Origin of the sequence: uncultured Mobiluncus sp. (genome assembly GCF_902488535.1) — a bacterium.
Taxonomy (GTDB): domain Bacteria; phylum Actinomycetota; class Actinomycetes; order Actinomycetales; family Actinomycetaceae; genus Mobiluncus.
On the sequence record NZ_CABTWO010000002.1, the window covers coordinates 56,422 to 81,671 of the forward strand.

Genomic DNA, 25,250 nt, shown 5'->3' on the forward strand with positions numbered 1-25,250 from the left:
CTTCTCTCTCCTTTATCGTGTCTGGTTCGCGCCGTGAGTTCAGACCGGGGTCTCGCTGACTTCCAGGGAGGTTCCGTCTGCGCCCAGCTGAACCTCCAGATGCTTGCGCCACTCCTCGCGACGGTGCGGGAAATCCGTTCGCCGGTGAGTGCCGCGGGATTCTTCTCTGGCCAAGGCCGGTGCCACCAGGGCTCGGGCTACCAGCGTGGAGTGGGGGGACAGATTCTCAAGTTCACGCTGAGCCCGCTGCAAGCCGGCGCGATCGCGCAGCACGTAGACATCACGGCTCATGATTTCCTGGATTTTTTCCAGTACCGTCGGCTCCATGACCACCGGCTGAGGAATCGCTGCCGGTTTCGCCACCGGACGCCGACGCAGCTGTGGCAGGTCCACTTCCGCCAACTGCTGGGCAACTAAACTACCCATGACCAGGGCCTCCGTCAGGGAGTTGGAAGCCAGGCGGTTCGCGCCCTGTACCCCGGTACACGCCACTTCCCCAATGGCATAGAGCCCCGCCACGTTCGTCTGACCGCTCATGGTGGCCGCGATTCCGCCGCAATAGTAGTGGGCTCCGGGGCGAACCGGAATGGGCTCGGTAATGGGGTCTACCCCGCGGCTGGAAACCAGCTCATAGATGGTGGGGAACATTTCTTTCCATTTCTGTGCCCCAAAACTGGTGGCATCCAGGTAAAGGTGATCCAAACCGTGAGCCACCATATATTCCTGTTCCGCCGCCGAAACCACGTCACGCGGCGCCAGGTCCTCTTGTGGGTGAACCCCGCGCATGACCCGGTTGCCCTGCCCGTCCACAAGGAAAGCGCCTTCCCCGCGCACTGCTTCGGACACGAGCACCCCCCGGTCGCCCTTAACTTTAACGGGCGGTACAAAAATGGTGGGGTGGAACTGCATAAATTCGAGGTCGCGGCCGATGGCTCCGGCGCGCAGGGCTGCTGCCAAACCGGCTCCGTTGACGACCTCCGGGTTCGTGGTCGCGTTCCACAGCTGGCCGATTCCGCCGGTAGCGAGGATGACCGCAAAAGCGGAAACGACCCCGAATCCACGCCGGGAATCCCTTACCGTGGCACCGCAGGCGCGGCCGTCTCTATCGACCAGGACATCGCACAACTCGCAGTCTTCCAGGACTTTCAGTTCACCTTGCCCGCCGGTGTTCCAGGTCGCGCCGTCCATGGCGGCGACATTTTTCGCCAGCGTAATCTCGATTTCATGACCCGAAGCGTCCCCGTTGGAGTGCAGGATGCGCCGCGCGGAATGCCCCCCTTCCAGGTGCAAGTCGATTTCCCCGGCTGCGTTGCGGTCGAAGCGCGCTCCGATACTCATCATCCACTGCAGGGCTCGCGGGGCTTCCTGAACCAGGGTGCGTACTGCCGTCTGGCTGCACAAGCCCGCTCCCGCCACGATGGTGTCTTCGTAGTGGGCTTCGGGAGTGTCTTGCCGATCCCAAACCGCAGCCAACCCCCCTTGTGCCCAGTCGGTAGAGCTGGCGGTCAGGTCACTTTTCGTCACCAGTACGCAATCGACCCCGGCAAAAACCAGGTTGATTACGGCACTCAAGCCCGCCGCCCCGGATCCGACTACCAGGACCGGGGTCGTCATTGTCCAGTTGACGTCCATGGGAGTGTGTTCCGGCGTCTAGTGCTGTTGTGGCGAGGCGGTGTTGCCGATGGCAATCATGCGCTGCACACTGGCTCGGGCGCGCGCGGCGATATCTTCGTCCACAAAGACTTCGTCGCGACCGTTTTCCAAACAGCTGACCAAGTTTTCCAAAGTGGTTTGGTTCATGTACGGGCAGGCCGCCTGGGGCATGACCGGTTCAAAAGTGACCTCTGGATTGGCTTTGCGCAGCGGGTGAAGCATCCCGACCTCGGTGGCGACCAGCACTCGCGAACCTTTCGGGGCTTTTTTCGCCTCCGAGAGCATTCCGCCGGTCGAAAGCACCTTGACCTTTTCCGGACTGAGCTTGCCGGCCTCGATGAGGTCCACGGCTGCTTGAGTGCCGCCGCATTCGGGGTGAATATACACATCCGCATCCCCTGCGGCAAGGATTCCTCGCATCAAAATGTCGGGGGTCATCGCGGCATGAACATGGCAGGCACCGTCCCAGGTCACCAGGTTTTTCCGACCGGTCACGCGTCGCACGTGCGCTCCCAGGTTACGGTCGGGGCAAAACAGAATCTCGGTTTGAGCCGGAATCGAGTTCACCACGTCAATAGCGTTGGCCGAGGTGCAGCACACATCGGTTTCCGCTTTCACCGCGGCGGTGGTGTTCACGTAACTGACCACGACCGCACCGGGGTGTGCGGCTTTCCACTCCCGCAGCTGTTCGGCAGTGATGCAATCCGCCAGCGAACATCCCGCGGTGGCGTCAGGAATCAACACCCGCTTTTGCGGGGAGAGGATTTTGGCGGTTTCCGCCATGAAGTGTACGCCGGCAAACACGATGGTGCCCTGCGGAGCTTCGGCAGCCAAACGGGACAGAGCCAGGGAATCCCCGGTGAAATCCGCCACGTCTTGAACTTCGCCAGATTGGTAGTTATGCGCCAGAATCACGGCATCTTTTTCCTGGGCCAGCTGGCGGATACGTTTCTGGAGGGCTTGAGTTTCTGTGGCGCTTCGAGTCATGATGCTAGCTTTCCTTCCTGAAGTTTCCCGGACGGCTTGCCTGACACAGCTCGCGAAGATTCGAGTCACTTTCGTAATAACATTGCTTCCGATTATAGAACCCTTTATAACCGGCTTTTTCACCGGGGCGGGGGAAGGGAATGAACTGGCTTTGTCGCGCGGGCAAATTTATGGGAAAATTGGACAACCGCCACTTTAGCTCAGTTGGTAGAGCACCCGCCTTGTAAGCGGACGGTCAACAGTTCGAGTCTGTTAAGTGGCTCCACTTGGACTGTCCCCCGGGGTAACTCTCAATAACACCTCAGACCAAGATGAAAGCCGCCGCCGCTAGCCCCAGCAGCAACATCCCCAGGATGAGACGACGCACCGGGGGGGGCAAAGCCGCCCGCAGCACTCGCCGGGCGCCAATCCGCAGCGGAGCGCTGAGCGGGATCCACCACGCCACCAGCAGCGCCGCCCCGGACAGGGCTTGTGCGATATAAACCCTTTTTGGAACGATTGTTCCAAAAAGGGTAACCGTGTCGGGCAGTTCGGTGGGCAGCGTTGTCGTGTTGCCACGCAGGGTTTCCCCAGCCAGGAACAGCGCGGCCGCCACGATGACAGCGGCTGGCAGGGTGCTGACCAGGCCTTTGATGAACGCTCCGGGCAAGGAAAGAATTTTCCGGGTGGAACGCCAATGCCAGCCCGCCACCGCCGCTATCCAAAAGCCAAACACCGCGATAACTCCCGATACAGCCGGCTGCCACGGAACCCACGCTGCCCAGGTTAGTGCGCCTGCCAGTCCTAGGAAAGGCAGCATCCCCGGGGCGGTCTTGGTGCCAGTTTCCCCCTCCGTGCCGCCGGCGTTGATGTCGGATTCGGGAGTCGTTTGGGGATCCGGCAAATCCGTGTCCCCCCAGGTATCAGCCACACCACCAGTTTCCTCCGCGGACCATTCCGGGGCGGATTCCACCCCGACGGAGGGGTTCTCCACCCCCACCGGATTATACCGACCATTCAACTCTTGGGGCATGAGCGCGGTGTATCCCGGTTCGTTCGAACCTCTCGGGGTCAAAAGGGTGGTCGCGGCGGTTTCCTCGTCGGTCGCGCCGGACTGGACGGCCTGGAGCAGTTCGGCAAAATCCGCGCTTCGCTGCGCCTGGGGAGCTAAAGCCCGGCGAAAAACCTCAGCCAAGGGTGCCTCCAGACCGGCCACATCCGGATTCCCGGCCAGCACCCGCGAGACAATCACTGTTGGCGAGCCGGTTCCGAAGGGGGGTCGTCCGGTCAGGGTAAACAGCAGCAGTGCCGCTAAAGCCCACCAGTCGTCAGCAAAATCCGCTTTCCGACCCTCGATGACCTCGGGTGAGATAAACCCTGGAGTTCCCACCACCAAGCCGGTTCGCGTCAGACCGCTGGTGTTTTCCAATACGGAAGAAATCCCGAAGTCAATCAAAACTGGACCATTCGGTCCAAGAATTACGTTGGCGGGTTTGATGTCACGGTGGCAGATCCCGGACTCATGCACTGCTCGCAGGGTGGCGGCCAACAGGGTCCCCAGTTCCAAAGCATCCTCGCGCTGCCATGCGCCGGAAACCCGCACATCCTCAGCCAAGGTCGGACCGGGGACATATTCCGTAACGATAAAGGCATCGACCCCGTCGACTTCCAGATCCATCACGGCCGCGACCCCGGGAACATGGACCCGTTGCAGAGCCAACGCCTCCGAGCGCAGACGCTCGCGGGCATCCCCATCTCGCTGCCCCAGGTCAGCGCCGGGAGCCAACAGTTTAAACGCAACCGGATTACCCCCACCGTCATGAGCCAGATAGACGGTAGCAGAGGCACCCGTTCCGAGCCGGCGCTCCAAAACGTACCCGCCTATTTCGGCACCCAATAACTCGGCGTTTGCGCTCATGTAAAACGAGTATAGCCAAACCCCGGCTTTGTCCCCTGGTGCCAAATACCGGGGACGGGCCAGCGCACTCTCAACCTGCCAGCCCGCCCACCCACTCTTGTGCACAAAAACCTGAAACAAGCGTGCAAATCTGGAATAATAGTCAGGTCGGCATCGTTGCCGACAAATTTCATATCCAACCTTTACAACGGATCGTCCGGCGCGTACCTGCCGGTGAAGGGATTAAATTATTATGGCAACTGTCACTTTTGACAAAGCAACACGTATCTATCCGGGCAACACTACCCCCTCAGTGGATGAACTCGACTTGGAAATTGCCGACGGCGAATTCCTGGTTTTGGTCGGACCGTCCGGCTGCGGCAAATCCACCTCGCTGCGGATGCTGGCAGGTTTGGAGGAAGTCAACTCCGGGCGCATCTTGATTGGCGACAAAGACGTCACGGACGTGCAGCCCAAAGATCGCGATATCGCGATGGTGTTCCAAAACTACGCTCTGTACCCGCATATGACGGTGCGGGACAATATGGGTTTTGCTCTGAAAATCGCGGGCACCCCGAAGGACGAAATCGCTAAGCGCGTCGAGGAGGCCGCCAAGGTTTTGGACTTGACCGAATACCTCGATCGCAAACCGAAAGCTCTGTCCGGCGGGCAGCGTCAGCGCGTCGCGATGGGCCGAGCTATCGTGCGTAAACCCCAAGTGTTCCTGATGGACGAACCGCTGTCGAACTTGGACGCGAAACTGCGTGTGCAAACCCGCACCCAGATCGCCTCCCTGCAGCGCAAACTGGGGGTCACCACCCTTTACGTGACCCACGACCAGACTGAAGCCCTGACGATGGGCGACCGGATTGCCGTGCTCAAGGACGGCATTTTGCAACAGGTCGGGTCCCCGGACGAACTTTACCAGCATCCCCAGAATGACTTTGTGGCGGGATTCATCGGCTCGCCCTCCATGAACCTGCGCAAGTTTAAGGTGGAAGGCGACAAGGCCGTTCTCTACGGAGCCTCCCTGCCGATTTCTGCGGAGCAGCGGGATGCCTTGACTGAGGCTGACGGCGGCGAAGTCACGATTGGGTTCCGGCCTGAGGATTTGGAAATCACCACTGATACTGGTGATGGCGTGATGCCGATTGTGGTGGACATCATCGAAGAACTCGGTTCGGACGGCTACGTGTACGGTCACCTCGATGGCGCGGCACAAGGGACTTCCGGTTCAGTGACGGAAGATCACCTGGTGGTGCGGGTTCCGCCGCGCACCGCCCCGAAACCCGGCAGCATCATGAACGTGCGGATTACCCCAGGTCATCAGCATGTCTTCAGTGCCGCGACTGGCAAGCGTCTGCCCGACTAATCACTCGCCGGACGGGTCGGTCACTGCACAAGGCCGGGTGGCTCGGTCATTGCACAAGGCCGGTGTGCGTCTCGGTGACTTACGACAACTAATCCGGGTGACCCCCGCCCCTGTGGCGGGGGTCACCCGTGTATTTGGGCGCCCTGTTCGCGGGAAAATCCTCTTGATTCGGAAACTTCCAACGATTTACGCAACAGCCCGGAATGATAAAAGTAGTTGCTGTTTATGTGTGAAACATGTAAATTTGAAGGTAGTTCTGTTGGTGGTCGGCGATTTTCGATGTCACCCCATCACAACTGTGAAGCTATTTGAATAAACCCCCTCAACTGGCAGGTAATCAACACCACCAAAACCCAACCACCTGCCGGTTGAAACTGGGCGATTCTGGATTCCAGAATCGCCCAGTTTTTTACTCAACCAACAGCCACCCACCGATTGCGGCCGTAGGCCGAAGCCGCCGTAATTCCGGAGATACCCAGACCGGATTGTATTTATAAGGTGGTATTTGGGCTGTAGCTGCCATTATTGGCAGCTACAGCCCAAATACCACTTTTTATTCCACGCACACCCCCGAACCTACTTCCCGAACAACCGCCTGAGAATCCGGACGCAGTCCGATAATCCTGAGGCCCGCAATGACTCTAAATCGCCGCCAGCCAGCACAGATTGAGCGCCGAATTTGCCGGCGGCGTGTTTGCCCTCAGTCGTTGGCGTGTTTATCCAAGAATTCGTAAACCTCGCGATCATCTACTCCGGGGAAAGTTCCCGGCGGGGTCGCCGCCAGCAAATGCGAGTGAACTTTGACGGATGGCCAGGCGTAACGCGCCCATCTGCCCTGCAAATCCGCGGAGGGCTCCCGGCAGCAAGTTGCGGCAGGACAGCTGGATTGGAAACGTCGCGAGGTGTCCCGGCCGCGAAAGAACTGGGCGTGTTCAAATGGCGTGCCCACCGAAATGGAAAAATCCCCCGCCCGGTAGCGTTCCAGCTTGGACACCGACCAATAGGTGCCGCTAGGGGTGTCGGTGTATTGATAGTACGGGGCTGCCGGGTCGATTTGTTCAAACAGTTGCCGGGCGCCGAACTTACGGCACGCCAGCTGCCCTTCAATCGAACCGTCATTATGCGTCGGGAAAACCACGCCATCGTTGGCATAAGCCTTATAGATGGTGCCATCCGTGCCAACCCGCAGAAAGTGCGCCGTAATGCCCAGGTGTCGAGTCACCAGATTCGTGAACCGGTGGGCGGCGGTCTCGTAGGTGACGGCGACCCGATCCGATAGGTCCAGAATGGATAAATCCCGGCGCCGCTTATCCTCCATCAGCTGGGCGACAGTGGCAGTTTCCGGCATCAGCACGGCCGAAGCGAAATAGTTGGCTTCGACCCGTTGGCGCAAGAACTCGTGGTAGGACGTGGGTTTGGGATGGTTTAGCGCCTGGTCCCCCAGGGCGCGCAGAATCAGGTTGCGCTGATCCCGATCGCGGGCTTCCAGAGAGTTCAGATAGATTCGCTGATGTTTCAAGTCGGTGATGGAGCGTGCCCCGCGCGGCAAGTCGGGCAGCTTGACTATGGAAAATCCCATGTAGTTGGCGATTTCTTCAACTCCCGATTGCAGCAGGGGCCCGCCGGTGAAACCGGTCGCATCGGTGATTTCCGTGGCGAGTTGCTCAATGTCAGCCAGGTAGTTGTCTTTGTGATGCATTTCGATATGCAGCTGTTGGTTGGCTTTGCGGGCCGCCTCGGGGGAATCCAGGCTGATTGCCGTCAGCTGCTGCAGTTTCCGATGGGTCGCTACCAGCGCTTTCAAGGCGTCGTGGGGTAACCGCGGGCCAATATGCACCTGGGGAATGCCCCACTTGACCGCCTCCGCGCTGGTCTGACACTCGTTCAGCTCCAGCTCCAGAGCGGCTCGTTCGTTGGGCGGACTGGGCTGCATCAACGTTTCGACACTGACTCCCAGCGCCGCCGCGATGGCAGTGAGCAGGCTCAGTCTCGGTTCGCGTTTGCCGTTCTCTATTTGGCTCAGAAGGGAGGTGGCGCGGTTGACCCGTTCCCCCAAGACGGTGAGGGTCATGCCTTGGCTGGTGCGAGCGTAGCGAATCCGGGCTCCCAAGGTCGCCAAATCGATATCGTGATGGCGTTTACTCGCGCCAGCCGGCGGCAACGGGGCAGGAATTTCGCCGCGGACAGGCTTTTTAGTGGTCATCGTCGCACCTCTAAATTCTTCCCCGCGAAGGGGACGCTTTTTTCTCACTTAAGTGAAAGTTTAGGATTTTTTCACAACCCCATTTGACGCGTACGGGGTCAAGGACAGCATTTTTTTATCTTATTGTAAACTTTTGCATTTTTTTACACAATATTACCTTGAAAAAATAGGCAACCTAGCACCACAATAAAAGTAATAAACCTTTTCACTCAATGGCGAGCCTACAACCCCCGTAAGTTCACAACCTGAGTGCCCAACAAGTTAGGAACCGCAAAATGACCGAAACTGCTGAACAGCGCATTGCCCGCGTAGGCGCCGAAATCGACAACGACTGGAAGACCAACCCTCGCTGGAAGGGTGTCGTTCGCGAATACACTGGTGAACAGGTCGCTCGCCTCCAGGGCTCTATCACCCAGGAACACACTCTGGCCCGGCTGGGTGCTGAGAAACTCTGGAAGGCGCTGCACGAGAACGACTACGTGCACGCTTTGGGTGCCATCACCGGTAACCAGGCCGTAGAAATGGCGAAGGCCGGTTTGAAGGCTATCTACCTGTCCGGCTGGCAGGTCGCGGGCGACGGCAACTCCGCCTCTGAAACCTACCCCGACCAGTCCCTTTACCCCTACGATTCGGTACCGAAGATGGTCAAGCGGATCAACAACGCCCTGGTGCGCGCCGATCAGGTGGACTACTCCGAAGGCAAGTCCGATGTGGACTACTTCCTGCCTATCGTGGCTGACGCGGAAGCCGGTTTCGGCGGCCCGCTGAACGCTTACGAACTGGCCAAGCACCTGATCGAGGCCGGTGCTTCCGGGATGCACTACGAGGATCAGCTGTCCTCGGCAAAGAAGTGCGGTCACTTGGGCGGCAAGGTGTTGATTCCGACCCAGCAGCACATCCAAAACTTGAAGGCGGCTCGTTTGGCGGCTGACGTGGAAGGCGTGCCGACCTTGCTGGTGGCTCGTACCGACTCCTTGGGCGCGAACCTCATCACTTCCGATGTGGACGAAACCGACAAGCCGTTCCTGACTGGCGAGCGCTCCCCCGAAGGCCACTACTACACCACCCCGGGTGCCGAGGTCGTTATCGCTCGTTTGCTGGCTTTCGCCCCCTACGCGGACTTGCTGTGGGTCGAAACCAACACCCCGGATCCCGAGTTGGCTCGCAAGGTCGCCGAAGCGGTCAAGGGCAAGTACCCGGACAAGATGCTGGCCTACAACTGCTCGCCGTCCTTCAACTGGAAGGCCAACCTGTCCGACGATCAAATCGCTTCCTTCCAGAAGGACTTGGGCGCGATGGGTTACGCTTTCCAGTTCATCACTCTGGCGGGCTTCCACCAGATCAACTACGGCATGTTCGACCTGGCCTACGGCTACGCTCGCGAAGGCATGAGCGCCTACGTGAAGCTGCAGCAGGCCGAGTTCGACTCCGAATCCCGCGGCTACACCGCCACCAAGCACCAGCGTGAGGTTGGTGCGGGCTACTTCGACTTGGTGTCCACCACCGTGAACCCCGAATCCTCCACCTTGGCGTTGAAGGGTTCCACCGAAGAAGCTCAGTTCTAATATCGTTGCGAATTCAACCCCCAAACCGGGCGGCGTCCTCGATTGCGAGACCGTCGACGCCGCCCGGTCACCCATCTATTGAGAAAAAAGAAAAGAGACACACATGGAACTCCGTCCTGTGAAAGTGGTTCATCCGGTCGTCGACGGCAAAGAAGTTGTAGTTGAGCGCGAGGACGAAATCCTCACCCCGGAAGCCCTGACTTTCCTGAAAAAACTGCACGTGAATTTTTCCGGGCGCCGCGCCGAGTTGCTGCGTGACCGCCACGACCGCCGTCAGCAGCTGGTCAATGGGCGACTGCCGCGCTTCCTGGTAGAGACCAGGGACGTGCGCGAGGACGACTCGTGGAAAGTTGCCCCGCTGGGTCCCGGCCTGGAGGATCGCCGGGTCGAAATGACCGGCCCGACCGACCGCAAGATGACTATTAACGCCCTGAATTCCGGGGCTGCCGCGTGGATGGCAGACTTCGAGGATGCCAACACGCCCCACTGGGAAAACGTCATTGGCGGCCAGGTCAACCTGCGTGACGCGATTGCGGGCACCATCACGTTCGATTCCCCGCAAGGCAAGCACTACGAGCTAAAGGATCACGACATCACCAAGCTGCCGACCCTGCTGGTGCGTCCGCGCGGCTGGCACCTGGTGGAAAAGCACATCATGGCTGGTAACGAGCCGATGGTGGGCGCCTTGGTGGACTTCGGTCTGTACTTTTTCCACAACGCCAAGACGTTGATTGAAAAGGGCCGCGGACCGTACTTTTACCTGCCAAAGATGGAGTCTCACCGTGAGGCGCGTCTGTGGGCTGACGTGTTTTCTTACGCCGAAGAGTACATGGGGATTCCTCACGGCACGATTCGCGCCACCTGCTTGATTGAGACCATCATGGCCGCTTTCGAGATGGAAGAATTCCTTTACGAGCTGCGCGATTACAGCGCCGGTCTGAACGCGGGACGTTGGGACTACATTTTCTCAATCATTAAGAAGTTCCGTGATTCCGGCTCCAAGTACATCTTGCCGGATCGTGCTTTGGTCGGCATGACTGCCCCGATGATGCGCGCCTACACCGAGTTGTTGGTGAAAACGTGTCACAAGCGCGGGGCGTCGGCTATTGGCGGAATGTCCGCCTTTATCCCTTCGCGTGACGCGAGCGAAAATGCCGAGATTGAGCGGAAAGTCCGGGCGGATAAGTCCCGCGAGGCCGCCGATGGTTTCGACGGTTCGTGGTGCGCTCACCCCGGCATGGTGCCCTACATCCGCGACGAGTTCGACAAGGTTTTAGGCACGAACCCGAACCAAATCTCGAAGCAGCGTCCCGAGGTGAACGTTACGGCAGAGGACCTGTTGAACGTGTCTGCTACCGAGGGCGCGGTGAGCGAAGCGGGCGTGCGCACCAACATTTCGGTTTCCTTGCGCTACCTGGAATCTTGGTTGGGTGGCAACGGCGCGGTCGGCATTTTCGGCCTGATGGAGGACGCCGCTACCGCCGAGATTTCTCGCGCCCAGATTTGGCAGTGGATTCACAACCGCGTCAAGCTCGACGACGGCCGCGAGGTTACTCGCGAACTGTGCCAGTCCCTCATGGATGAGGAATCCGCAAAGTTCAAGGCTGAAATCGGGGATGACCCGCAGCGTCAAGCCAACCTGACCCGCGCGGTCCAGATTTTTGGCGACATTTCGCTGCAAGATGAGTTCCCGACCTTCCTGACCGTTCCGGTTTACGCCAACTACGTGGCCTAACGCCGCGGACGACGCAAAAACCACAAAGAGCCGGTTTTGTACTGTTTGGTACAGAACCGGCTCTTTGCTATTTTCGCGTGGAAACCTGAGTCAGCGTAGGGCGCTATAGATTTCGCCACGCACTGTTTCCGAAACCGTGCCGTTTGCGACCCCGAGACGCGCGCTTTCTTTGGGCGTGACGACACCCGAGGTCTTGTCGAGCTTGAGTAGACGCTCCTTTTCGACCGGTAGGGGACAGACCAGGATTTATTCGAAATCCACGACCACCGGAGCGTGGTCGGAGGGCTGTTCCCCGTCACGTTCGGCGGTGTCGATGAATGCACCGGTCACGCGAGAAACCAGGCGCGGAGTAGCCAAGGCAAAGTCGATTTTCATGCCTTGGTTACGCCGCCAGCGGGCCCGCTGGTAGTCCCAGTAGGTCCAGCCGGGAGCGAATTTTCGAGTAATTTCGGTCAGATTTCCGGGCAAACCCGCGATGAGGTCATCGTGGAGGGTGACCGCGTCACCGACCGTGTCGGGGTCTAGGAGCTTGGCAAAAACTTGCCGTTCCGGTTCGGAAACATGGGTCGCCCCGACGAAGTCCGCCATGTCCCACACGTCCTCATCACGAGGAGCCACGTTGAAGTCCCCCAGGTAAAGACCCAAACTTTCCGGATCTGTGTCCAGGGTGCGAATCACGTGGGAGCGCAGGGAATCGAGCCATTTCAGCTTGTATTGATAGTGAAGGTGACCGACCTCGCGCCCATTGGGAACATAGAGCGACCAGCACTCCACTCCGGCCACGCGCACCCCCAAGACTCGTGGTTCCAGCTGAGGCGGCTTGGGCGGGATAGAAAAATACGGCTGGGCGATGGCACCGTAAAACTCGGTACCCAACAGGTGGGCGCTAATCCCCTGCCGCACCGCCACCGCGACCCCGTTCCACTGATTCAAACCGTTAACAAACACCTGGTAGCCGGCGGTTTCAAAAGCGGCGGTAGGGAACTGATCGTTGCGACACTTGATTTCCTGCATCGCCAAAACGTCGATGTTTTCGCGTGCCAGGAACGCCGTCACTCGATTCAGGCGAGTGCGAATCGAGTTCACGTTCCAAGTCGCTATACGCAACGTAACCTCCCTCGGAAATGGATGCTCCCAGTCTATCGAATTCCCTGCTGGACGGGACAAAGACACCTAAAATTGGTCTATGGACACGAAATTTACCAACCCCCGCGACCTGGCACGCGAACTTGCATTCCCCCCAGACTTTGCCTTCGGCACTTCCACGGCTTCGTATCAGATTGAAGGAGCCGTCAGCGCCGATGGACGCCAAGAGAGCATCTGGGATACTTTCGTCCACACCCCCGGCAAAGTCATTGACAACACCACCGGCGACACCGCTTGTGACCACTACCACCTGTTCAACCGCGATGTCGAACTGATGCGGCAAGCCGGCCTGAAACACTACCGCCTTTCCCTGGCTTGGCCGCGTATCCTGACCGCTGCAGGCACACCGAACCAGGCCGGAATCGATTTCTATAACCGCGTCTTAGATGCCCTAGCTGAGGCAGACATCGAAGTCATGGCGACGCTGTATCACTGGGATTTGCCCCAAGCTATGCAGGACAAAGGAGGCTGGCTCAATCCTGAGACCACCGCCATGTTCCTGCGCTACGCCAAGGTCGCCTACGAGGCATTCCATGACCGGGTGAAACACTGGATTCCCATCAACGAGCCGAATGTCCACACCCTGCTCGGTCACGCTATCGGGATTCACGCCCCCGGTCTGACACTTGGCTACCAGGCGCTTGGCGTGGGACACGCCTTGAACTTGGCCCACGGTGAAACGGTGCGGCTGCTGCACGGTTTGGGTGCCTCGTCGGTCGGTTGCGCCCCCAACCACACCCCGGTCTATCCAGCCGACACCGAAAACCCGATGGACGTACAGATGGCCGGTCTCTATGACGCGATTTACAACGACTTCTTTGCTTCGGCCATGTTGAAAGGGACTTACCCGCAGGCGGTTCTGGACCTCATCGCCCAGGAGGTCAACCCCGAGACTGCTGCAGCCATGAGCGAGCAGGTCAAAGGCGCCTGCGAGCCCCTGGACTTTTATGGAATCAACTACTACGAACCGGCCGTAGTGGTCTCACGACTGCCCGGCGACGACACACCGCCAACAGCCACGCCACCTGCCGCACCCCCCTTGCACGCAGACAACGCCGGTCTGTACACGATGCCGGACGGTATCCCCTTCACGATTGAATCCCTAAAGATGGAAGACCGCACCAGCTTCGACTGGGCGATATACCCTGAGGGACTGACCGAAATCCTGGTACAGCTCCGGGAACGCTACGGGTCTGCCTTGCCCCCAATCATTGTGACCGAGGGCGGTGCGGCGTTTACGGAAACCGTCACCACCGACGACTCCGGTCAAGCGCGGGTTCATGACCCGCGGCGTATCGACTACCTGGCCCGACACTTCCAAGCTGTGGCGGCGGCTCGCCAAGCCGGGGTAAACGTAGCCGGATACTATGTTTGGTCTCTGCTGGACAACTTTGAATGGGCCGATGGCGAAACCCAGCGGTTCGGGCTGATCTACACGGACTTTGCCACCGCCGATAAGACCCGGATTCCCAAAGATTCCTATTACTGGTATCGAGACTTGATTGCGTAGGTAGGCCAGCAATGAACGCCATGTCCGACCCCGCCTACTCCGCGCGCTCGGGACGCTTTCACGCCCAAGTTCCCGCCGACGCCCCCCTGGAAAAACCTCGGCTCAGGTGGCGCGTCAGCGTTTCCGCAGCGAACCTGGCCGTCTACACCGCCTGGTTCGGACCTATCCAGGTGCTGCTGGGGTTGCAAGCGGCCGCTGTCGCCCCGGACTATAAGGAATATGTACTTTCGCTGGTCACCGGCGTTGGAGCTTTCGTCTCTGCCCTGGGTAACCCGATCTTTGGGGCACTCTCTGACCGCACGACTTCCCGCTTCGGACGCCGTTTGCCCTGGGTGTTTTGGGGGACAATCCTAGGGGCGCTGGCCTTGGCTTGGCTGGCATTTTCCCATTCGGTGTGGGCCATGGTGGTCGCTTGGGCGCTGGTGCAAGCCTGCCTAAACGCGATGTACGCAGCCATTACGGCTACCGTGAATGACCAGGTGAAAGTGGAATATCGCGGTCAAATGGGCGGCTGGTTGGGAATGGGGCAAACCCTCGGGGTGGTCGCGGGAACAGGGATGGCCTCCGCTTTCGGCAGCCTGACCTTCGGGTACCTGGCCTGCATCGCCCTCCTCATCGCCCTGGTGATTCCCTACCTGTTCACCGCCCACGACCGTTACCTCGTCGAGAAACCCGCGCCCTTTAACCTTTGGGCCTTCCTGAAACGGTTTTGGGTATCCCCCCGGCGTTACCCCGACTTTGCCTGGACCTGGGCCAGTCGTTTCCTCATCAACCTGGCTAACTCCCTCTGTACGCTTTACCTGCTGTTTTACCTAATGGATGCGGTGGGCTACGCACATCCCGACTTCGGAGTTTTTGTGCTCTCCGGCCTGTACGCGCTGATGACCGTGGCGACGACCCTCGCCGGTGGCACTATCTCTGACCGGATGGGGCGTCGCAAGCCCTTGGTGGTGGTCTCTGGCCTGACCATGGCGCTATCGGGTCTCAGTCTGGCGTTTTTCCAGACCTGGGAAGGCGCGCTCCTCGGGGCGTTTCTACTCGGGATAGGCTACGGTATCTATGTTTCCGTAGACTTTGCGCTGGTCACACAGGTGCTGCCACCGACCAACGACGCGGCGCGCGACCTCGGAGTTATCAACATTGCAGCCGCTTTGCCCCAGGCCCTGGCTCCCCTGCTGGCAGCGCCGCTGGTGAAAGCGTTTCCGGGTTACGCCAGCGGTTATAGGGCGCTATACATCTTCGCGGCCCTCGTTGTGTTGGTTGGGGCCGCACTGGTGTATAAGGTCAAGAGCGTGCGCTAAACAGTTCACACCCTGGCGATGATGTCGGCAATCGAGTCCACAATCTCGTTGGGCCGATAAGAGAAATTGGTGATTTCCTCGCGATTCGTGGAACCGGTCAACACCAGGAACGTATGCAGACCGGACTCTACCCCCGCCAGCATATCCGTATCCATCCGGTCGCCAATCATGGCGGTTTCCTCGGAGTGGGCACCAATCTTGTTTAATCCGGTGCGGAACATGACCGGGTTGGGTTTGCCGATAAAGTACGGATTCTTGCCGGTGGCGGCCGTAATCATGGCGGCGATAGCGCCGGTGGCAGGAATGGGGCCGTCCTTGGTGGGGCCGGTCATGTCCGGATTCGTGGCGATAAACTTGGCGCCCTTGTTGATGAGCTGAACCGCCGTGGCAATCTGGTCGAAAGAATAGGAGCGCGTCTCGCCCAACACCACATATTCCGGATCTGTGGAAGTCATGACATAGCCCGCCTGGTACAGGGCGGTGGTCAGACCGGCTTCGCCCACCACGTAAGCGCTGGATTTCGGGGACTGGGTCTTTAGGAAAGACGCGGTGGCCAGCGCGGAAGTCCAGATGCGTTCCTCGGGGACTTCCAGGCCGGAAGCCTCCAACCGCGCGGACAGGTCGCGAGGCGTAAAGATGGAGTTGTTGGTCAAAACCAGGTATTCCCGATCTTTGTCCCGCAGGGCTTGCAGGAACTCTGCCGCCCCTGGAATCGCCTTAGTTTCGTGCACCAGCACGCCGTCCATGTCGGTCAGCCAGTACTTGATGGGTTTCTTGACCGGATTGATTTCCTTTTCCCGGTCCTCTTTCGTGCCGAAAGTCGCGTCCATCATCGCTTCGAGTTTGTCAGCTGTTTGGCTTTTCAATGTGTTCCCCTCAATTTTCTTCGGTCCCCAGATTCTGAAGTGGCGACAGAACCCAAACGCCGGAACACACCGGCAATGACTACCGGACGCGCCGGCTTTGGCAACTCAAACGTTCACTTATAAGGTTATGCAATAGAAGAATTTATTGCAATGATTGGGTGATATTTGTGGCGAAATGGGCGCTGATTACGGGGGCTTCCAGCGGTTTAGGTGAGGAGTTTGCCTGGCAGTTGGCTGCCGAACCGCTCAACGTCGTGTTGGTCGCTAGGCGTCAAGACCGTTTGGAGGCTTTAGCGCAGCGGATTCACACCACTTTAGGTGTTGAAACGGAAGTCTTGGTCGCAGATTTGTCCACCAAGGCCGGTCAGTACGCGGTCATTCGCCGCCTGCGCGACGACTCCCGCCCGGTCGCGGTGCTGGTCAACAACGCCGGTTTCGGTCTGGGCCAAACTTTTGTGGGCGGAAAGTGGGAGCGCGAGGACGAAGCCCTAGAGGTGATGGTGCGGGCCTTGTGCCGGCTGACGTTTGAGGGGGCCCAAGCGATGGGGTCGCGCACGCAGCGCCGCGCACCTGGCAAAGTGGAACGGTTGTTACAGAAATTGACCGGCCAGCCCGCGCTGGGGAAAGCCGCGGGCGGCGGGGCCATCATCAATGTTTCCTCCGCCACCGCCTACACCGCTATGGGCACCTACGCAGCGATGAAAACCTGGGTGCGGTTCTTTAGCGAATCGGTTTCCACCGAGCTGCGCGGCACTGGCGTATCCGTCACCGCCGTGGCACCGGGACTAATGAAAACCGAGTTCCACCAATCAGCCCAGATGAACGCTTCGGTCTGGCCCGAATACGGCTTTGTCAGCCCCGAAACAGTCGTCAGAGCCGCCATCGAAGCGGCTCGCCGCCGCCGCGTCCTGGTCACCCCGACCGTTCGGTACAAAATCGCGATGGCGGGCGCACGCCTAGCTCCCCGCTGGCTCATGCGCGCCCTGTTCGACTCCCGCCTATTCTCCCGGGCGCTTTGATGTCGAACCTCCCTTTGCGTGCAGTTTCTGGAGCCTTTAGTCTTTAAACCAAGCCAGTTTGCGCAACCGTTGGACACTAAAGTTAGCGACATCTTCAGGCTGGCAGATATTGCGTCCCTGCGCAAAGACGCACACCCGGTCAGAGACTTCGAGGATTTCGTCTTCCTCAGAGGAAACTACCACTACCGCTACATTCTCTTGATGCGCCATGTCCTTGAATATGCGGTGTATCTCCCCCTTAGCGCCGATATCCACGCCTTTGGTGGGTTCATCAAGCATCAGTAACTGAGGATTCAGTGCAATAGCTCGTCCCAGCAGAACTTTCTGTTGGTTTCCACCCGAAAGGCTGACCACAGGACCTTGAAGATTACCGCGAATTTGGAGCTTAGCGAGGATATTCTGCATCGCAGAATCCATTTTTTTCAAACTCAGCCAAGTAAACTTACTAAATTTTTTCGTAACCGGTAATGACGTATTTACGATTGGTGATAGTTTTGGAACTATACCGTCCATTTTTCTTTCTTCAGTAACATAAACCAAACCTGCTTTTAATGAATCAATAGGTTTATGTCCTTGAAATGATTGACCGTGAATAGAAATACTTCCACTCTCTATTGGATGTAATGTGCCCAGCGCTCGGAGGAATTCAGTTCTCCCTGAACCAATGAGGCCATAAATACCAAGCACTTCTCCGGGGTAAATATCTAGATTAACGCCTTTTAATACTGCGGAACGAAGCTCCCTGACCTGTACTAACGGTTCACTACTGCCCCGCACTCCTGATAGGTCTGAAGCAGGCTCAGACACGCTATCTCTCTTTGACTCCGAGTCAATAAGGCTCGATGCATCTTCCCCGGCAATAGCCACCACCACGTCTTCGTGGGAAACTTCATTTACATTACCATCAATACGAACTTTTCCGTCAACCAAAGCAACAATTCTGTCACAAATGCGATATAACTCATCGAGCTTATGGTTGACGATTAGCACTCCGATATTAGATTGTTCTGCCAAGTTTTTAATATATTTCAAAAGGGAATCGACCTGTTCACCTTCCAGGGAGGTCGTTGGCTCGTCCAAAAGCAAGTACTTGATATTTTTAGACGTGGCGACAGCAATCTCCAAAAGTTGGCGCGTCGCCACGGCATAGTGACCCAGGGGCGTATCCACGTTTACGTCGATACCGAAACGCTGTACCAGCTCTTTTGCCTGGCTGCGAATTTCTTCCTTTTTAAGCCCTTTCCAATCAGACTTTTCCCTTCCCAAGAAAACATTTTGCGCTACCGTCAGATTCGGCAATAACGACAGCTCTTGATAGACGGTTCCTACACCCTTTGCCAGGGCATCTGCTGGTGAAGTGAAGCTAACTTCTGTCCCGTCGATCAGCACTTGTCCGCTATCTGCACCGTGAGCCCCCGAAAGGACCTTCAACAGGGTAGATTTGCCAGCGCCATTGTGACCCACCAAGCCAACAATCTCACCGGGATGAATTTTGATAGAGACGCCTGCGAGAGCAGGCACCGAAGAATAATATTTCGCAATATTTCTTGCTTCAAATACTTCCATCATCGCAGGCGTCTCCTTCCTTCTCGATGAAGGTTTACTGATTGGTTATTAATTAGCCGACTTCACCGGGAGCGGGTGTTTGGCCCTTAGTGAACAACTTCAGGGGCCGAAGAATGTTTTCTTCCACCTCATCTCCGCCTATATAAGTCTTAATCTGCTGTACGGTACGACGACCGTAGTCTTCTGGCTCCTGAGCTACACAGGCAGGATAGGCATCGTCTGTCTGCATTTCAGACGCACAGAATCCGTACACCTTAATATCCTTCCCAGAGGCTTTGACCGCTTCTACAGCGCCTTGTGCAGCGGGACCAGTGGACGCAAAGATTACGCTGATTCCAGGATTCCCCTGCAGCATCTCAGAGGTCACATTCAAGGAGTCTGTGAGCTTCACGTTGCCATCGACTTCTGCTACTACCTTGGCGTTGGGGTTCTTTGCAATAGCTTTCTTAAAGCCTTCATCACGTTCTACCACTACGACCTCATCAGGTTCGGTGACAAAGCCAATTTCCATTGCGGTGTCGGCACCCAGATCTTTCATAATCTGCTCAGCCATCTGAGCTCCACCAGCTGCGTTATCGGCTCCCAAGTACTGAACCACGGATGCCCCTTGCGCTTTCAAAGCATCGGGATCAGCCGAGATATTAACGGTAAACACCGGTACACCCTTGTCATTTGCGGCCTTGACAATAGCCGCGGCCGGTTCAGATTTAACCGGGTTCAGCGCCAAGGCGCAGGGATTCTTACCTAGCATTGCTTGGGCTTGAGCCAGCTGATTAGCATCGTCGTCATTTGCAATTTGGACTTCGACTTTGAAGCCATTCTTGGAGCCTTCGTCTTCGAAGCCTTCCTTCATGGCTACATAGTAGGGATTTGTCTGGTTGGGCAAAAGTACTGCCAAATAGGGATTGTCTCCCTTGCAGGCTGCAGGAATAGACGCTACCCCATTGTCCTTTTCGGAACTTGCGGAAGTCCCGGTATCCAGCGCATTGCTGCAGGCAGATAAAGCGAAGGCGGCAAGTGCTCCCACGCCTAAAGTTGCCAGAATTTTTTTCATTTCTATCCTTCTTTCAGTGAGGGTTGTGTTTTCTGATCATCTTTTACACTCGTTGAGTGTTCAAGCATTTCGTCTCCTTGTGCAGGAGAATCTGGAGTCGTTGCGGAGCCACTCGGTTTCATAAAATGCTGAAGCAAACGGCGTATCGAAAAACCTCGGCGATTTGTGTCAATCAGTACACCAATCAAGATAATTACGCCAATAACCAAAGGTTGCCAGTAAGAAGACACTCCTATGACATTCATGCCATTTGAGACCTCGGCGATGAGCAGCGCTCCCAGAAAAGCACCGGGAATTGAGCCGACTCCGCCAAAAAGTGAAACCCCACCGACCACAGCTGATGCGATTGAATAGAACTGTTCAGTTCCAGAACCTGCCGTGGGATACCCCACCATCAGACGCGAAGCGGTGATGATGCCGCCACAAGCTGCGGTCACACCTGAGATTACGTAAACCAAGACAGTAATCTTGGCAACGTTAATACCAGCCAACCGAGATGTTGCCGGGTTGCCACCAACTGCATAAATATGTACGCCAGTGGCGGTATGTCGAAGGAACAACGCACAAAGGACAGCTGCAATCAACACCATAACTACAGGTATCGGGATTCCAAATAGACGCCCGCGTCCAAAAATCGCAAACATGGGGTCTGAAACGGTAACCGATTTCGCGTCGGTGAGAATCTTCGGAATCGACGCCGAAATGCCAAAAGTTGCGAAGGTGACGATAAAAGGCGGCATCTTGCCCCAATACACCATCGCCCCGTTGAACAGTCCCACACCAACACCCACAAGTATGGCGATGAGAGCCGCTACCCACCAAGGAACGCCGGATTGCATCGCCATTGCTGCGATGACCCCGGTCAAGGCGATGTTAGACCCCACAGAAAGGTCGATACCACCTGTTAGCAGTACAAAAGTTTGGCCCAAGGCCAAAAACAACACCACAGAACCATTGAGGAATAGCACTTCAAGGTTATCTAAGGTGCGAAAAGCCGGGGAGATGATACCCATGATGATGCCCACAGCCAGGACCACCCCGGCAACTCCCAGCTCCTGCGGTAGACGAAATTTTTTCATCTCGCTTACTCCAATTCTAACTGTGTCGTATCGGCGAAAAGGCCATTGACTTCTTGATAGCGTTCCATAATAAAAGGTTGCGGTTGCGCGGTATATGAGGAGGTTAACCGAGGTGACCAGACGGGGGGACGAGTTCCTCCGTTGAGAACCCAAGCGGCCTGACGTGCGGCGCCATCGGCCACGTATTCTCCGGTTTCCGGTATTGTGACCTTTACCCCTAATACAGACGGAGCAATACGCCTCACTGCCTCAGACTTTGCCCCACCGCCAATTAGGGAAACTGCGTTGACTTCCACGCCTAATCTCTTGAAGATTTCGAGGCCGTATCCCACTAGGCACAGCATCCCTTCAACTGCAGCTCGAGCTATATTCGATGCGGTCAAGTTATCCCCTCGAATACCCAAGAGAGAGCCGGTAGCTAACGGCGCATTCGGAGTACGTTCGCCGGTGAGATAGGGAACCATTACCAAACCTTCAGACCCTGGAGGTGCGCTCAGTGCAAATTCAGAAAACCTCTCATAATTGACGCCTAAGGCCGCCGCCGTAGTATCAAGCACTCGAGACGCGTTGAGCGTACACACTAACGGAAGATAATTGCCGGTTGCATCAGCGAAACCAGTAACTTCACCAAGTTCATCAAAGGTGGGTTTTTTCGAGACTAAGGAGACGACACCTGAGGTACCCAGAGAAATAATGACATGACCAGGTTTCTGGTCAAGACCAAGAGCAGCTCCGGCGTTGTCCCCAGCTCCGGGACCAACAAGCATTTCATGACCTTGCACACTAAACTCCCCGACAGGAGTATGGGGACCGAGAACTTTCGGAAGAACCAAATCTGCGCCGGATTTGCCTGCAGCTAACTCCAAAATGTCAGGTAAGTAGACATTTTCCACTGGGTCAAAGTAGCCGGTTCCAGATGCATCTGACCTGTCAGTCACCAAATCCGTAATTTTGTTCCTCTTGGTGATTTTCCACGTCAGGTAGTCATGAGGAAGGGCGATAGCACGAGTTCGGGAAAGATTTTCCGGTTCGTTCACCGCGAAATGACGCAACTTACTGACGGTGAGCGATGAAACCGGTACCGAACCCGTCTTTGCCACCCAGGCTTTCCGTCCTGCAGTATCATCGCCTCGCCCCAACTCTGTGATTAGATCCTTGGCGTCAGCTCCCGCGCTGGTATCGTTCCATAGCACGGCATCACGAACTACTTCGCCGTTTTCATCCAAAGTAACCAGGCCATGCTGCTGACCCGCTACTGAAATAGCGCAGATATCTTCTAAGCCTCCAGCCTGCTGTACCGCTTCATCGAAGGCACGTACCCAAACCGCAGGATTGACTGTGGTTCCGGTACGATGAAAAGCCATTCCAGAACGCACCAGTACACCAGTGTCAGCGTCACGAATCATGATTTTGCATGACTGTGTCGAGGAATCTACTCCTGCTACCAACCGGTTACTCACGTTCCACCTCATCGTGTCACTAGACTCTGAGCATCTCCGCCCAGAGCTACCTTTGTTGCACTATGCACGTTAGCACCTTCTGGCAAATCCTGTCAAGAGCCTTTTTAACTTTTTCCAAACACGATATTTACCCAACTTTCCTAGAGCTTCGGGTTTATTCTATGAAAACCCTTCGATTTCGCTTACGAACACTGTGAAAAAATTCTCCCCATCTGGACCGTTAAGTTGCTTTCAGCAACTAACACTCTTTGAATCAGGCTGGATAAAGACTAATTTGGGTTATGATTGTCACAGATGACAAGGGAGTCAACTTGAGTAGAGCAGCCAAATCGAAACGAACATCCCTGCAGTCCGCGGATCACGAAGTCCCCGGAATGCGGGCTGAATCCTTGCGTAATCACAATCTGCAACTGCTGGCCTATCGCATCGTTACCGGCTCTGAAGTCATGTCTCGAGCCGACCTTGCAACTGAGACAGGACTCAACCGCTCAACTGTAACCAGGCTCATTGAACGTCTCATCGACTTCGGCATAATTAAGGAAGGCTCTACCCGAATCGGGCCTTCTGGCAGACCTTCCATTATGCTGACTCCCGCCAGACGTACTCACGGGAGCATTGGGGCCGAAGTCGGTCAAGATTACATCTGTGCCTGCGTGATGGATTTGCGCGGAAACATCATAGCTGAACAATTTGACCAAGTTGACGTGCCCGCCTACTCACCTCAGAGCACACTTGGAAAACTTGCATCTATGGTGAACGAGTTAACTACCCAGATACAACGCTCTGGTTTGTCTCTGTGCGGGATTACCTGTGGATTTTCGGGAATTATTTCGTCCTCTACCAGCATTTTGCACATGTCACCTCATTTGGGGTGGAGAAACATTGATCTCGAGAAAAACTTCCGCTCGAAGCTCAATACTCAGGTGCCGGTTGACTACCAGAATACAGCAAATCTTTCTGCGTTAGCCGAGAGTATAGCTCGGCAAAAAACAGGTCAGGAGCTCAGCGACTTCATTTTTGTTTCACAAAAAAGCGCAATCGGTTCTGCTTTGGTACTCGATGGAAAAGTTTCCTCTGGCTTGCATGGATGGGCCGGTGAAATTGCACATATCGCAGTCAGCGATGAAGATAGACCCTGCGATTGTGGAGCAGTGGGATGTTTAGACGCATATATCGACAAAGCAAACCTTCTGGATCGAGCCGGCTTACCAGCAAATTCGCCGTGGGAACAACTATTTGCGAGCTTGCACAAGGGAAATTCCCAAGCGACCGAAGCGGTAAGGCTTTGTGGGATATATCTGGGACGCGCTCTGGCCACCTATATCAACCTGGTTGATGTCACCACCATTGTCTTGGGCGGAGTGCTGAAAAAATTACTTCCCTATTTCGAAGACGCACTTCGCGATGAACTCACCCGCCGCGCCCTGTGTTCTAAGTGGATGGAAATCAACTTACAAGAATCAATCGTTAAGGAAGGTTCTTCTTTGCAGGGTGCGGCTTGGAATTCTTTGCTGCACTTCCTCAGCACCCCAGAATCTTGGCAATGTCCTACCGATATTGCCCTATCTTATTTCCCGGTTGATGAAACACCGACAACTTTCATCGACTGAGGCAAAGCTACAATCCAAATCGAGTATAAGTTTCTCCTCGTAATTCTCATCAGCATGAAAACGGAGGGGAACCCGGGCGGGCTCCCCTCCGTAAGACAGATGTGGGTTACTTCATCTTTTTGCCAACAGAACCCAGACGTTCGCAAGCCTCGACGACGCGCGCGGCCATCCCGGCTTCTGCCGCCTTGCCCCAAGCACGCGGGTCGTACTGCTTCTTAATGCCGACTTCGCCGTCAACCTTCAGCACGCCCTCGTAGTTCTTCATCATGAAGTCCACGACCGGACGAGTGAACGCGTACTGGGTGTCGGTGTCAACGTTCATCTTGATGACGCCGTTGGCTACCGCGGTGGCGATTTCTTCGGCTGAGGAGCCGGAGCCGCCGTGCATCACCAGGTCGAACGGGCGGTTGCCGGCGTTGAAGTGCGCCCCGACTTCCTCCTGAATGGTGCCCAAGAGTTCGGGACGCAGCTTGACGTGTCCCGGCTTGTACACGCCGTGGACGTTGCCGAAAGTCAAAGCGGTCAGGTACTGGCCGTTTTCGCCCAAGCCCAGCGCCTCGACAGTCTTAATGCCGTCCTCGGTGGTGGTGTAGAGCTTTTCGTTGATTTCCCCAACCACGCCGTCTTCCTCGCCGCCGACGACGCCGATTTCCACCTCCAGGATGGTCTTGGCCGCGGCCGCCTTGGGCAGCAGACGCTTGGCAACTTCGAGGTTCTTTGCCAGAGGAATGGAAGAACCGTCAAACATGTGAGACTGATAGAACGGCAAGCGGCCGGCCTTCACTTCCTCGATTTCCAGGTCGATGAGCGCTTCGGTCCAAGAGGCCAGCTTGTCCTCGGTGCAGTGGTCGGTGTGGATAGCCACGTTGACCGGGTAATTCTGAGCAACTTCACGAACATAAGCCGCCATAGCCAGCGAACCCGCCACGCGATCCTTGATCGTTGAGCCAGACCAGTATTCCGCACCGCCCACGGACACCTGAATGATGCCGTCAGATTCGGCTTCGGCGAAACCACGCAGGGCAGCGGTCAGCGTCTGGGAGGAAGTCACGTTGATAGCCGGGTAGGCGAACTTGTTCTCCTTGGCGCGCTTGAGCATTTCCTTATAAACTTCGGGGGTTGCAAGAGCCACAATTATCTCCTTTTATATAGCGTCGGTTTGTCTGATGACGTGTCCCATTCTTTCACTTTTGGGCGCAGTTTTCGCGTCTTTCGCGGATTTCCCAGCCCGGTTTTGCCAAGCCACGG

General features: G+C 56.6%; 18 protein-coding genes and 1 tRNA gene. 8 read left to right on the forward strand and 11 right to left on the reverse strand.

From position 1 onward, the window contains the following. Positions 1 to 39: 39 nt before the first annotated feature. Both nadB and nadA read right to left on the reverse strand, forming a co-directional pair. Complete coding sequence (nadB, locus tag RDL66_RS01105) at positions 40 to 1,632, reverse strand: L-aspartate oxidase (protein ID WP_308534622.1); 1,593 nt, start codon at positions 1,630 to 1,632, stop codon at positions 40 to 42. 18 nt (positions 1,633 to 1,650) lie between these two features. Then, a complete protein-coding gene (gene nadA, locus RDL66_RS01110) occupies positions 1,651 to 2,640 on the reverse strand; it encodes a quinolinate synthase NadA (protein ID WP_308534623.1) in 990 nt (329 codons plus the stop codon). 189 nt (positions 2,641 to 2,829) lie between these two features. On the opposite strand from nadA, the gene RDL66_RS01115 reads away from it, so the two are divergent. Further along, positions 2,830 to 2,905, forward strand: a tRNA-Thr gene (locus RDL66_RS01115). A 36-nt stretch (positions 2,906 to 2,941) separates the two neighbouring features. Here the strand turns inward: RDL66_RS01115 and RDL66_RS01120 are convergent. Beyond that, positions 2,942 to 4,537: a serine/threonine-protein kinase gene (locus tag RDL66_RS01120; RefSeq protein WP_308534624.1), complete on the reverse strand. Its 1,596-nt coding sequence runs from the start codon at positions 4,535 to 4,537 to the stop codon at positions 2,942 to 2,944. Positions 4,538 to 4,769: 232 nt separating this feature from the next. On the opposite strand from RDL66_RS01120, the gene RDL66_RS01125 reads away from it, so the two are divergent. Continuing rightward, entirely contained in the window at positions 4,770 to 5,888 is a 1,119-nt protein-coding gene (locus tag RDL66_RS01125; RefSeq protein WP_299295520.1) for an ABC transporter ATP-binding protein, read from the forward strand. Between the two features lie 700 nt (positions 5,889 to 6,588). Here the strand turns inward: RDL66_RS01125 and RDL66_RS01130 are convergent. After that, positions 6,589 to 8,091, reverse strand: coding sequence for a helix-turn-helix domain-containing protein (locus RDL66_RS01130; protein ID WP_308534625.1), 1,503 nt, complete (start codon positions 8,089 to 8,091; stop codon positions 6,589 to 6,591). Positions 8,092 to 8,366: 275 nt separating this feature from the next. Between RDL66_RS01130 and aceA the strand changes: the two genes are divergently transcribed. Beyond that, positions 8,367 to 9,656, forward strand: a complete 1,290-nt coding sequence (gene aceA, locus RDL66_RS01135; protein WP_299295524.1) for an isocitrate lyase — start codon at positions 8,367 to 8,369, stop codon at positions 9,654 to 9,656. 103 nt (positions 9,657 to 9,759) lie between these two features. Next, a complete protein-coding gene (aceB, locus tag RDL66_RS01140; RefSeq protein WP_308534626.1) occupies positions 9,760 to 11,391 on the forward strand; it encodes a malate synthase A in 1,632 nt (543 codons plus the stop codon). Positions 11,392 to 11,637: 246 nt separating this feature from the next. On the opposite strand, the gene RDL66_RS01145 is transcribed toward aceB, so the two are convergent. After that, positions 11,638 to 12,498, reverse strand: coding sequence for an exodeoxyribonuclease III (locus RDL66_RS01145; protein WP_308534627.1), 861 nt, complete (start codon positions 12,496 to 12,498; stop codon positions 11,638 to 11,640). Positions 12,499 to 12,577: 79 nt separating this feature from the next. Here RDL66_RS01145 and RDL66_RS01150 point away from each other — a divergent pair, with 79 nt between their 5' ends. Further along, positions 12,578 to 14,047: a family 1 glycosylhydrolase gene (locus tag RDL66_RS01150; RefSeq protein WP_308534628.1), complete on the forward strand. Its 1,470-nt coding sequence runs from the start codon at positions 12,578 to 12,580 to the stop codon at positions 14,045 to 14,047. Positions 14,048 to 14,058: 11 nt separating this feature from the next. Then, a complete protein-coding gene (locus RDL66_RS01155) occupies positions 14,059 to 15,348 on the forward strand; it encodes an MFS transporter (protein WP_308534629.1) in 1,290 nt (429 codons plus the stop codon). 5 nt (positions 15,349 to 15,353) lie between these two features. Here RDL66_RS01155 and RDL66_RS01160 read toward each other — a convergent pair whose 3' ends face one another. Continuing rightward, entirely contained in the window at positions 15,354 to 16,178 is an 825-nt protein-coding gene (locus tag RDL66_RS01160; protein WP_299295613.1) for an HAD-IIA family hydrolase, read from the reverse strand. A gap of 203 nt (positions 16,179 to 16,381) precedes the next feature. On the opposite strand from RDL66_RS01160, the gene RDL66_RS01165 reads away from it, so the two are divergent. After that, positions 16,382 to 17,233, forward strand: coding sequence for an SDR family oxidoreductase (locus RDL66_RS01165; protein WP_299295534.1), 852 nt, complete (start codon positions 16,382 to 16,384; stop codon positions 17,231 to 17,233). Between the two features lie 36 nt (positions 17,234 to 17,269). Here RDL66_RS01165 and RDL66_RS01170 read toward each other — a convergent pair whose 3' ends face one another. From RDL66_RS01170 to RDL66_RS01185, 4 genes are read right to left on the reverse strand one after another with little or no spacing between them, the layout of a single operon-like run. Next, positions 17,270 to 18,802: a sugar ABC transporter ATP-binding protein gene (locus tag RDL66_RS01170; RefSeq protein WP_308534630.1), complete on the reverse strand. Its 1,533-nt coding sequence runs from the start codon at positions 18,800 to 18,802 to the stop codon at positions 17,270 to 17,272. A 49-nt stretch (positions 18,803 to 18,851) separates the two neighbouring features. After that, complete coding sequence (locus RDL66_RS01175) at positions 18,852 to 19,853, reverse strand: substrate-binding domain-containing protein (protein WP_308534631.1); 1,002 nt, start codon at positions 19,851 to 19,853, stop codon at positions 18,852 to 18,854. A gap of 2 nt (positions 19,854 to 19,855) precedes the next feature. After that, positions 19,856 to 20,932, reverse strand: coding sequence for an ABC transporter permease (locus RDL66_RS01180; protein ID WP_299295539.1), 1,077 nt, complete (start codon positions 20,930 to 20,932; stop codon positions 19,856 to 19,858). A gap of 5 nt (positions 20,933 to 20,937) precedes the next feature. Next, a complete protein-coding gene (locus tag RDL66_RS01185; protein ID WP_374042888.1) occupies positions 20,938 to 22,338 on the reverse strand; it encodes a xylulokinase in 1,401 nt (466 codons plus the stop codon). A gap of 335 nt (positions 22,339 to 22,673) precedes the next feature. Between RDL66_RS01185 and RDL66_RS01190 the strand changes: the two genes are divergently transcribed. Then, on the forward strand, positions 22,674 to 24,002 hold the full coding sequence (locus RDL66_RS01190; RefSeq protein ID WP_308534633.1) for an ROK family protein: 1,329 nt from the start codon (positions 22,674 to 22,676) through the stop codon (positions 24,000 to 24,002). Between the two features lie 106 nt (positions 24,003 to 24,108). On the opposite strand, the gene fbaA is transcribed toward RDL66_RS01190, so the two are convergent. Further along, positions 24,109 to 25,134, reverse strand: coding sequence for a class II fructose-bisphosphate aldolase (gene fbaA / locus RDL66_RS01195; RefSeq protein ID WP_296180849.1), 1,026 nt, complete (start codon positions 25,132 to 25,134; stop codon positions 24,109 to 24,111). Between the last annotated feature and the right edge of the window lie 116 nt (positions 25,135 to 25,250).

Excerpts from the sequence above, each read along its gene's own strand:
- nadB (WP_308534622.1), bottom strand. The coding sequence starts at position 1,632 with ATGGACGTCAACTGGACAATGACGACCCCGGTCCTGGTAGTCGGATCC.
- nadA (WP_308534623.1), bottom strand. The coding sequence starts at position 2,640 with ATGACTCGAAGCGCCACAGAAACTCAAGCCCTCCAGAAACGTATCCGC.
- RDL66_RS01120 (WP_308534624.1), bottom strand. The coding sequence starts at position 4,537 with ATGAGCGCAAACGCCGAGTTATTGGGTGCCGAAATAGGCGGGTACGTT.
- RDL66_RS01125 (WP_299295520.1), top strand. The coding sequence starts at position 4,770 with ATGGCAACTGTCACTTTTGACAAAGCAACACGTATCTATCCGGGCAAC.
- RDL66_RS01130 (WP_308534625.1), bottom strand. The coding sequence starts at position 8,091 with ATGACCACTAAAAAGCCTGTCCGCGGCGAAATTCCTGCCCCGTTGCCG.
- aceA (WP_299295524.1), top strand. The coding sequence starts at position 8,367 with ATGACCGAAACTGCTGAACAGCGCATTGCCCGCGTAGGCGCCGAAATC.
- aceB (WP_308534626.1), top strand. The coding sequence starts at position 9,760 with ATGGAACTCCGTCCTGTGAAAGTGGTTCATCCGGTCGTCGACGGCAAA.
- RDL66_RS01150 (WP_308534628.1), top strand. The coding sequence starts at position 12,578 with ATGGACACGAAATTTACCAACCCCCGCGACCTGGCACGCGAACTTGCA.
- RDL66_RS01155 (WP_308534629.1), top strand. The coding sequence starts at position 14,059 with ATGAACGCCATGTCCGACCCCGCCTACTCCGCGCGCTCGGGACGCTTT.
- RDL66_RS01160 (WP_299295613.1), bottom strand. The coding sequence starts at position 16,178 with ATGGACGCGACTTTCGGCACGAAAGAGGACCGGGAAAAGGAAATCAAT.
- RDL66_RS01170 (WP_308534630.1), bottom strand. The coding sequence starts at position 18,802 with ATGATGGAAGTATTTGAAGCAAGAAATATTGCGAAATATTATTCTTCG.
- RDL66_RS01175 (WP_308534631.1), bottom strand. The coding sequence starts at position 19,853 with ATGAAAAAAATTCTGGCAACTTTAGGCGTGGGAGCACTTGCCGCCTTC.
- RDL66_RS01180 (WP_299295539.1), bottom strand. The coding sequence starts at position 20,932 with ATGAAAAAATTTCGTCTACCGCAGGAGCTGGGAGTTGCCGGGGTGGTC.
- RDL66_RS01185 (WP_374042888.1), bottom strand. The coding sequence starts at position 22,338 with ATGATTCGTGACGCTGACACTGGTGTACTGGTGCGTTCTGGAATGGCT.
- RDL66_RS01190 (WP_308534633.1), top strand. The coding sequence starts at position 22,674 with ATGATTGTCACAGATGACAAGGGAGTCAACTTGAGTAGAGCAGCCAAA.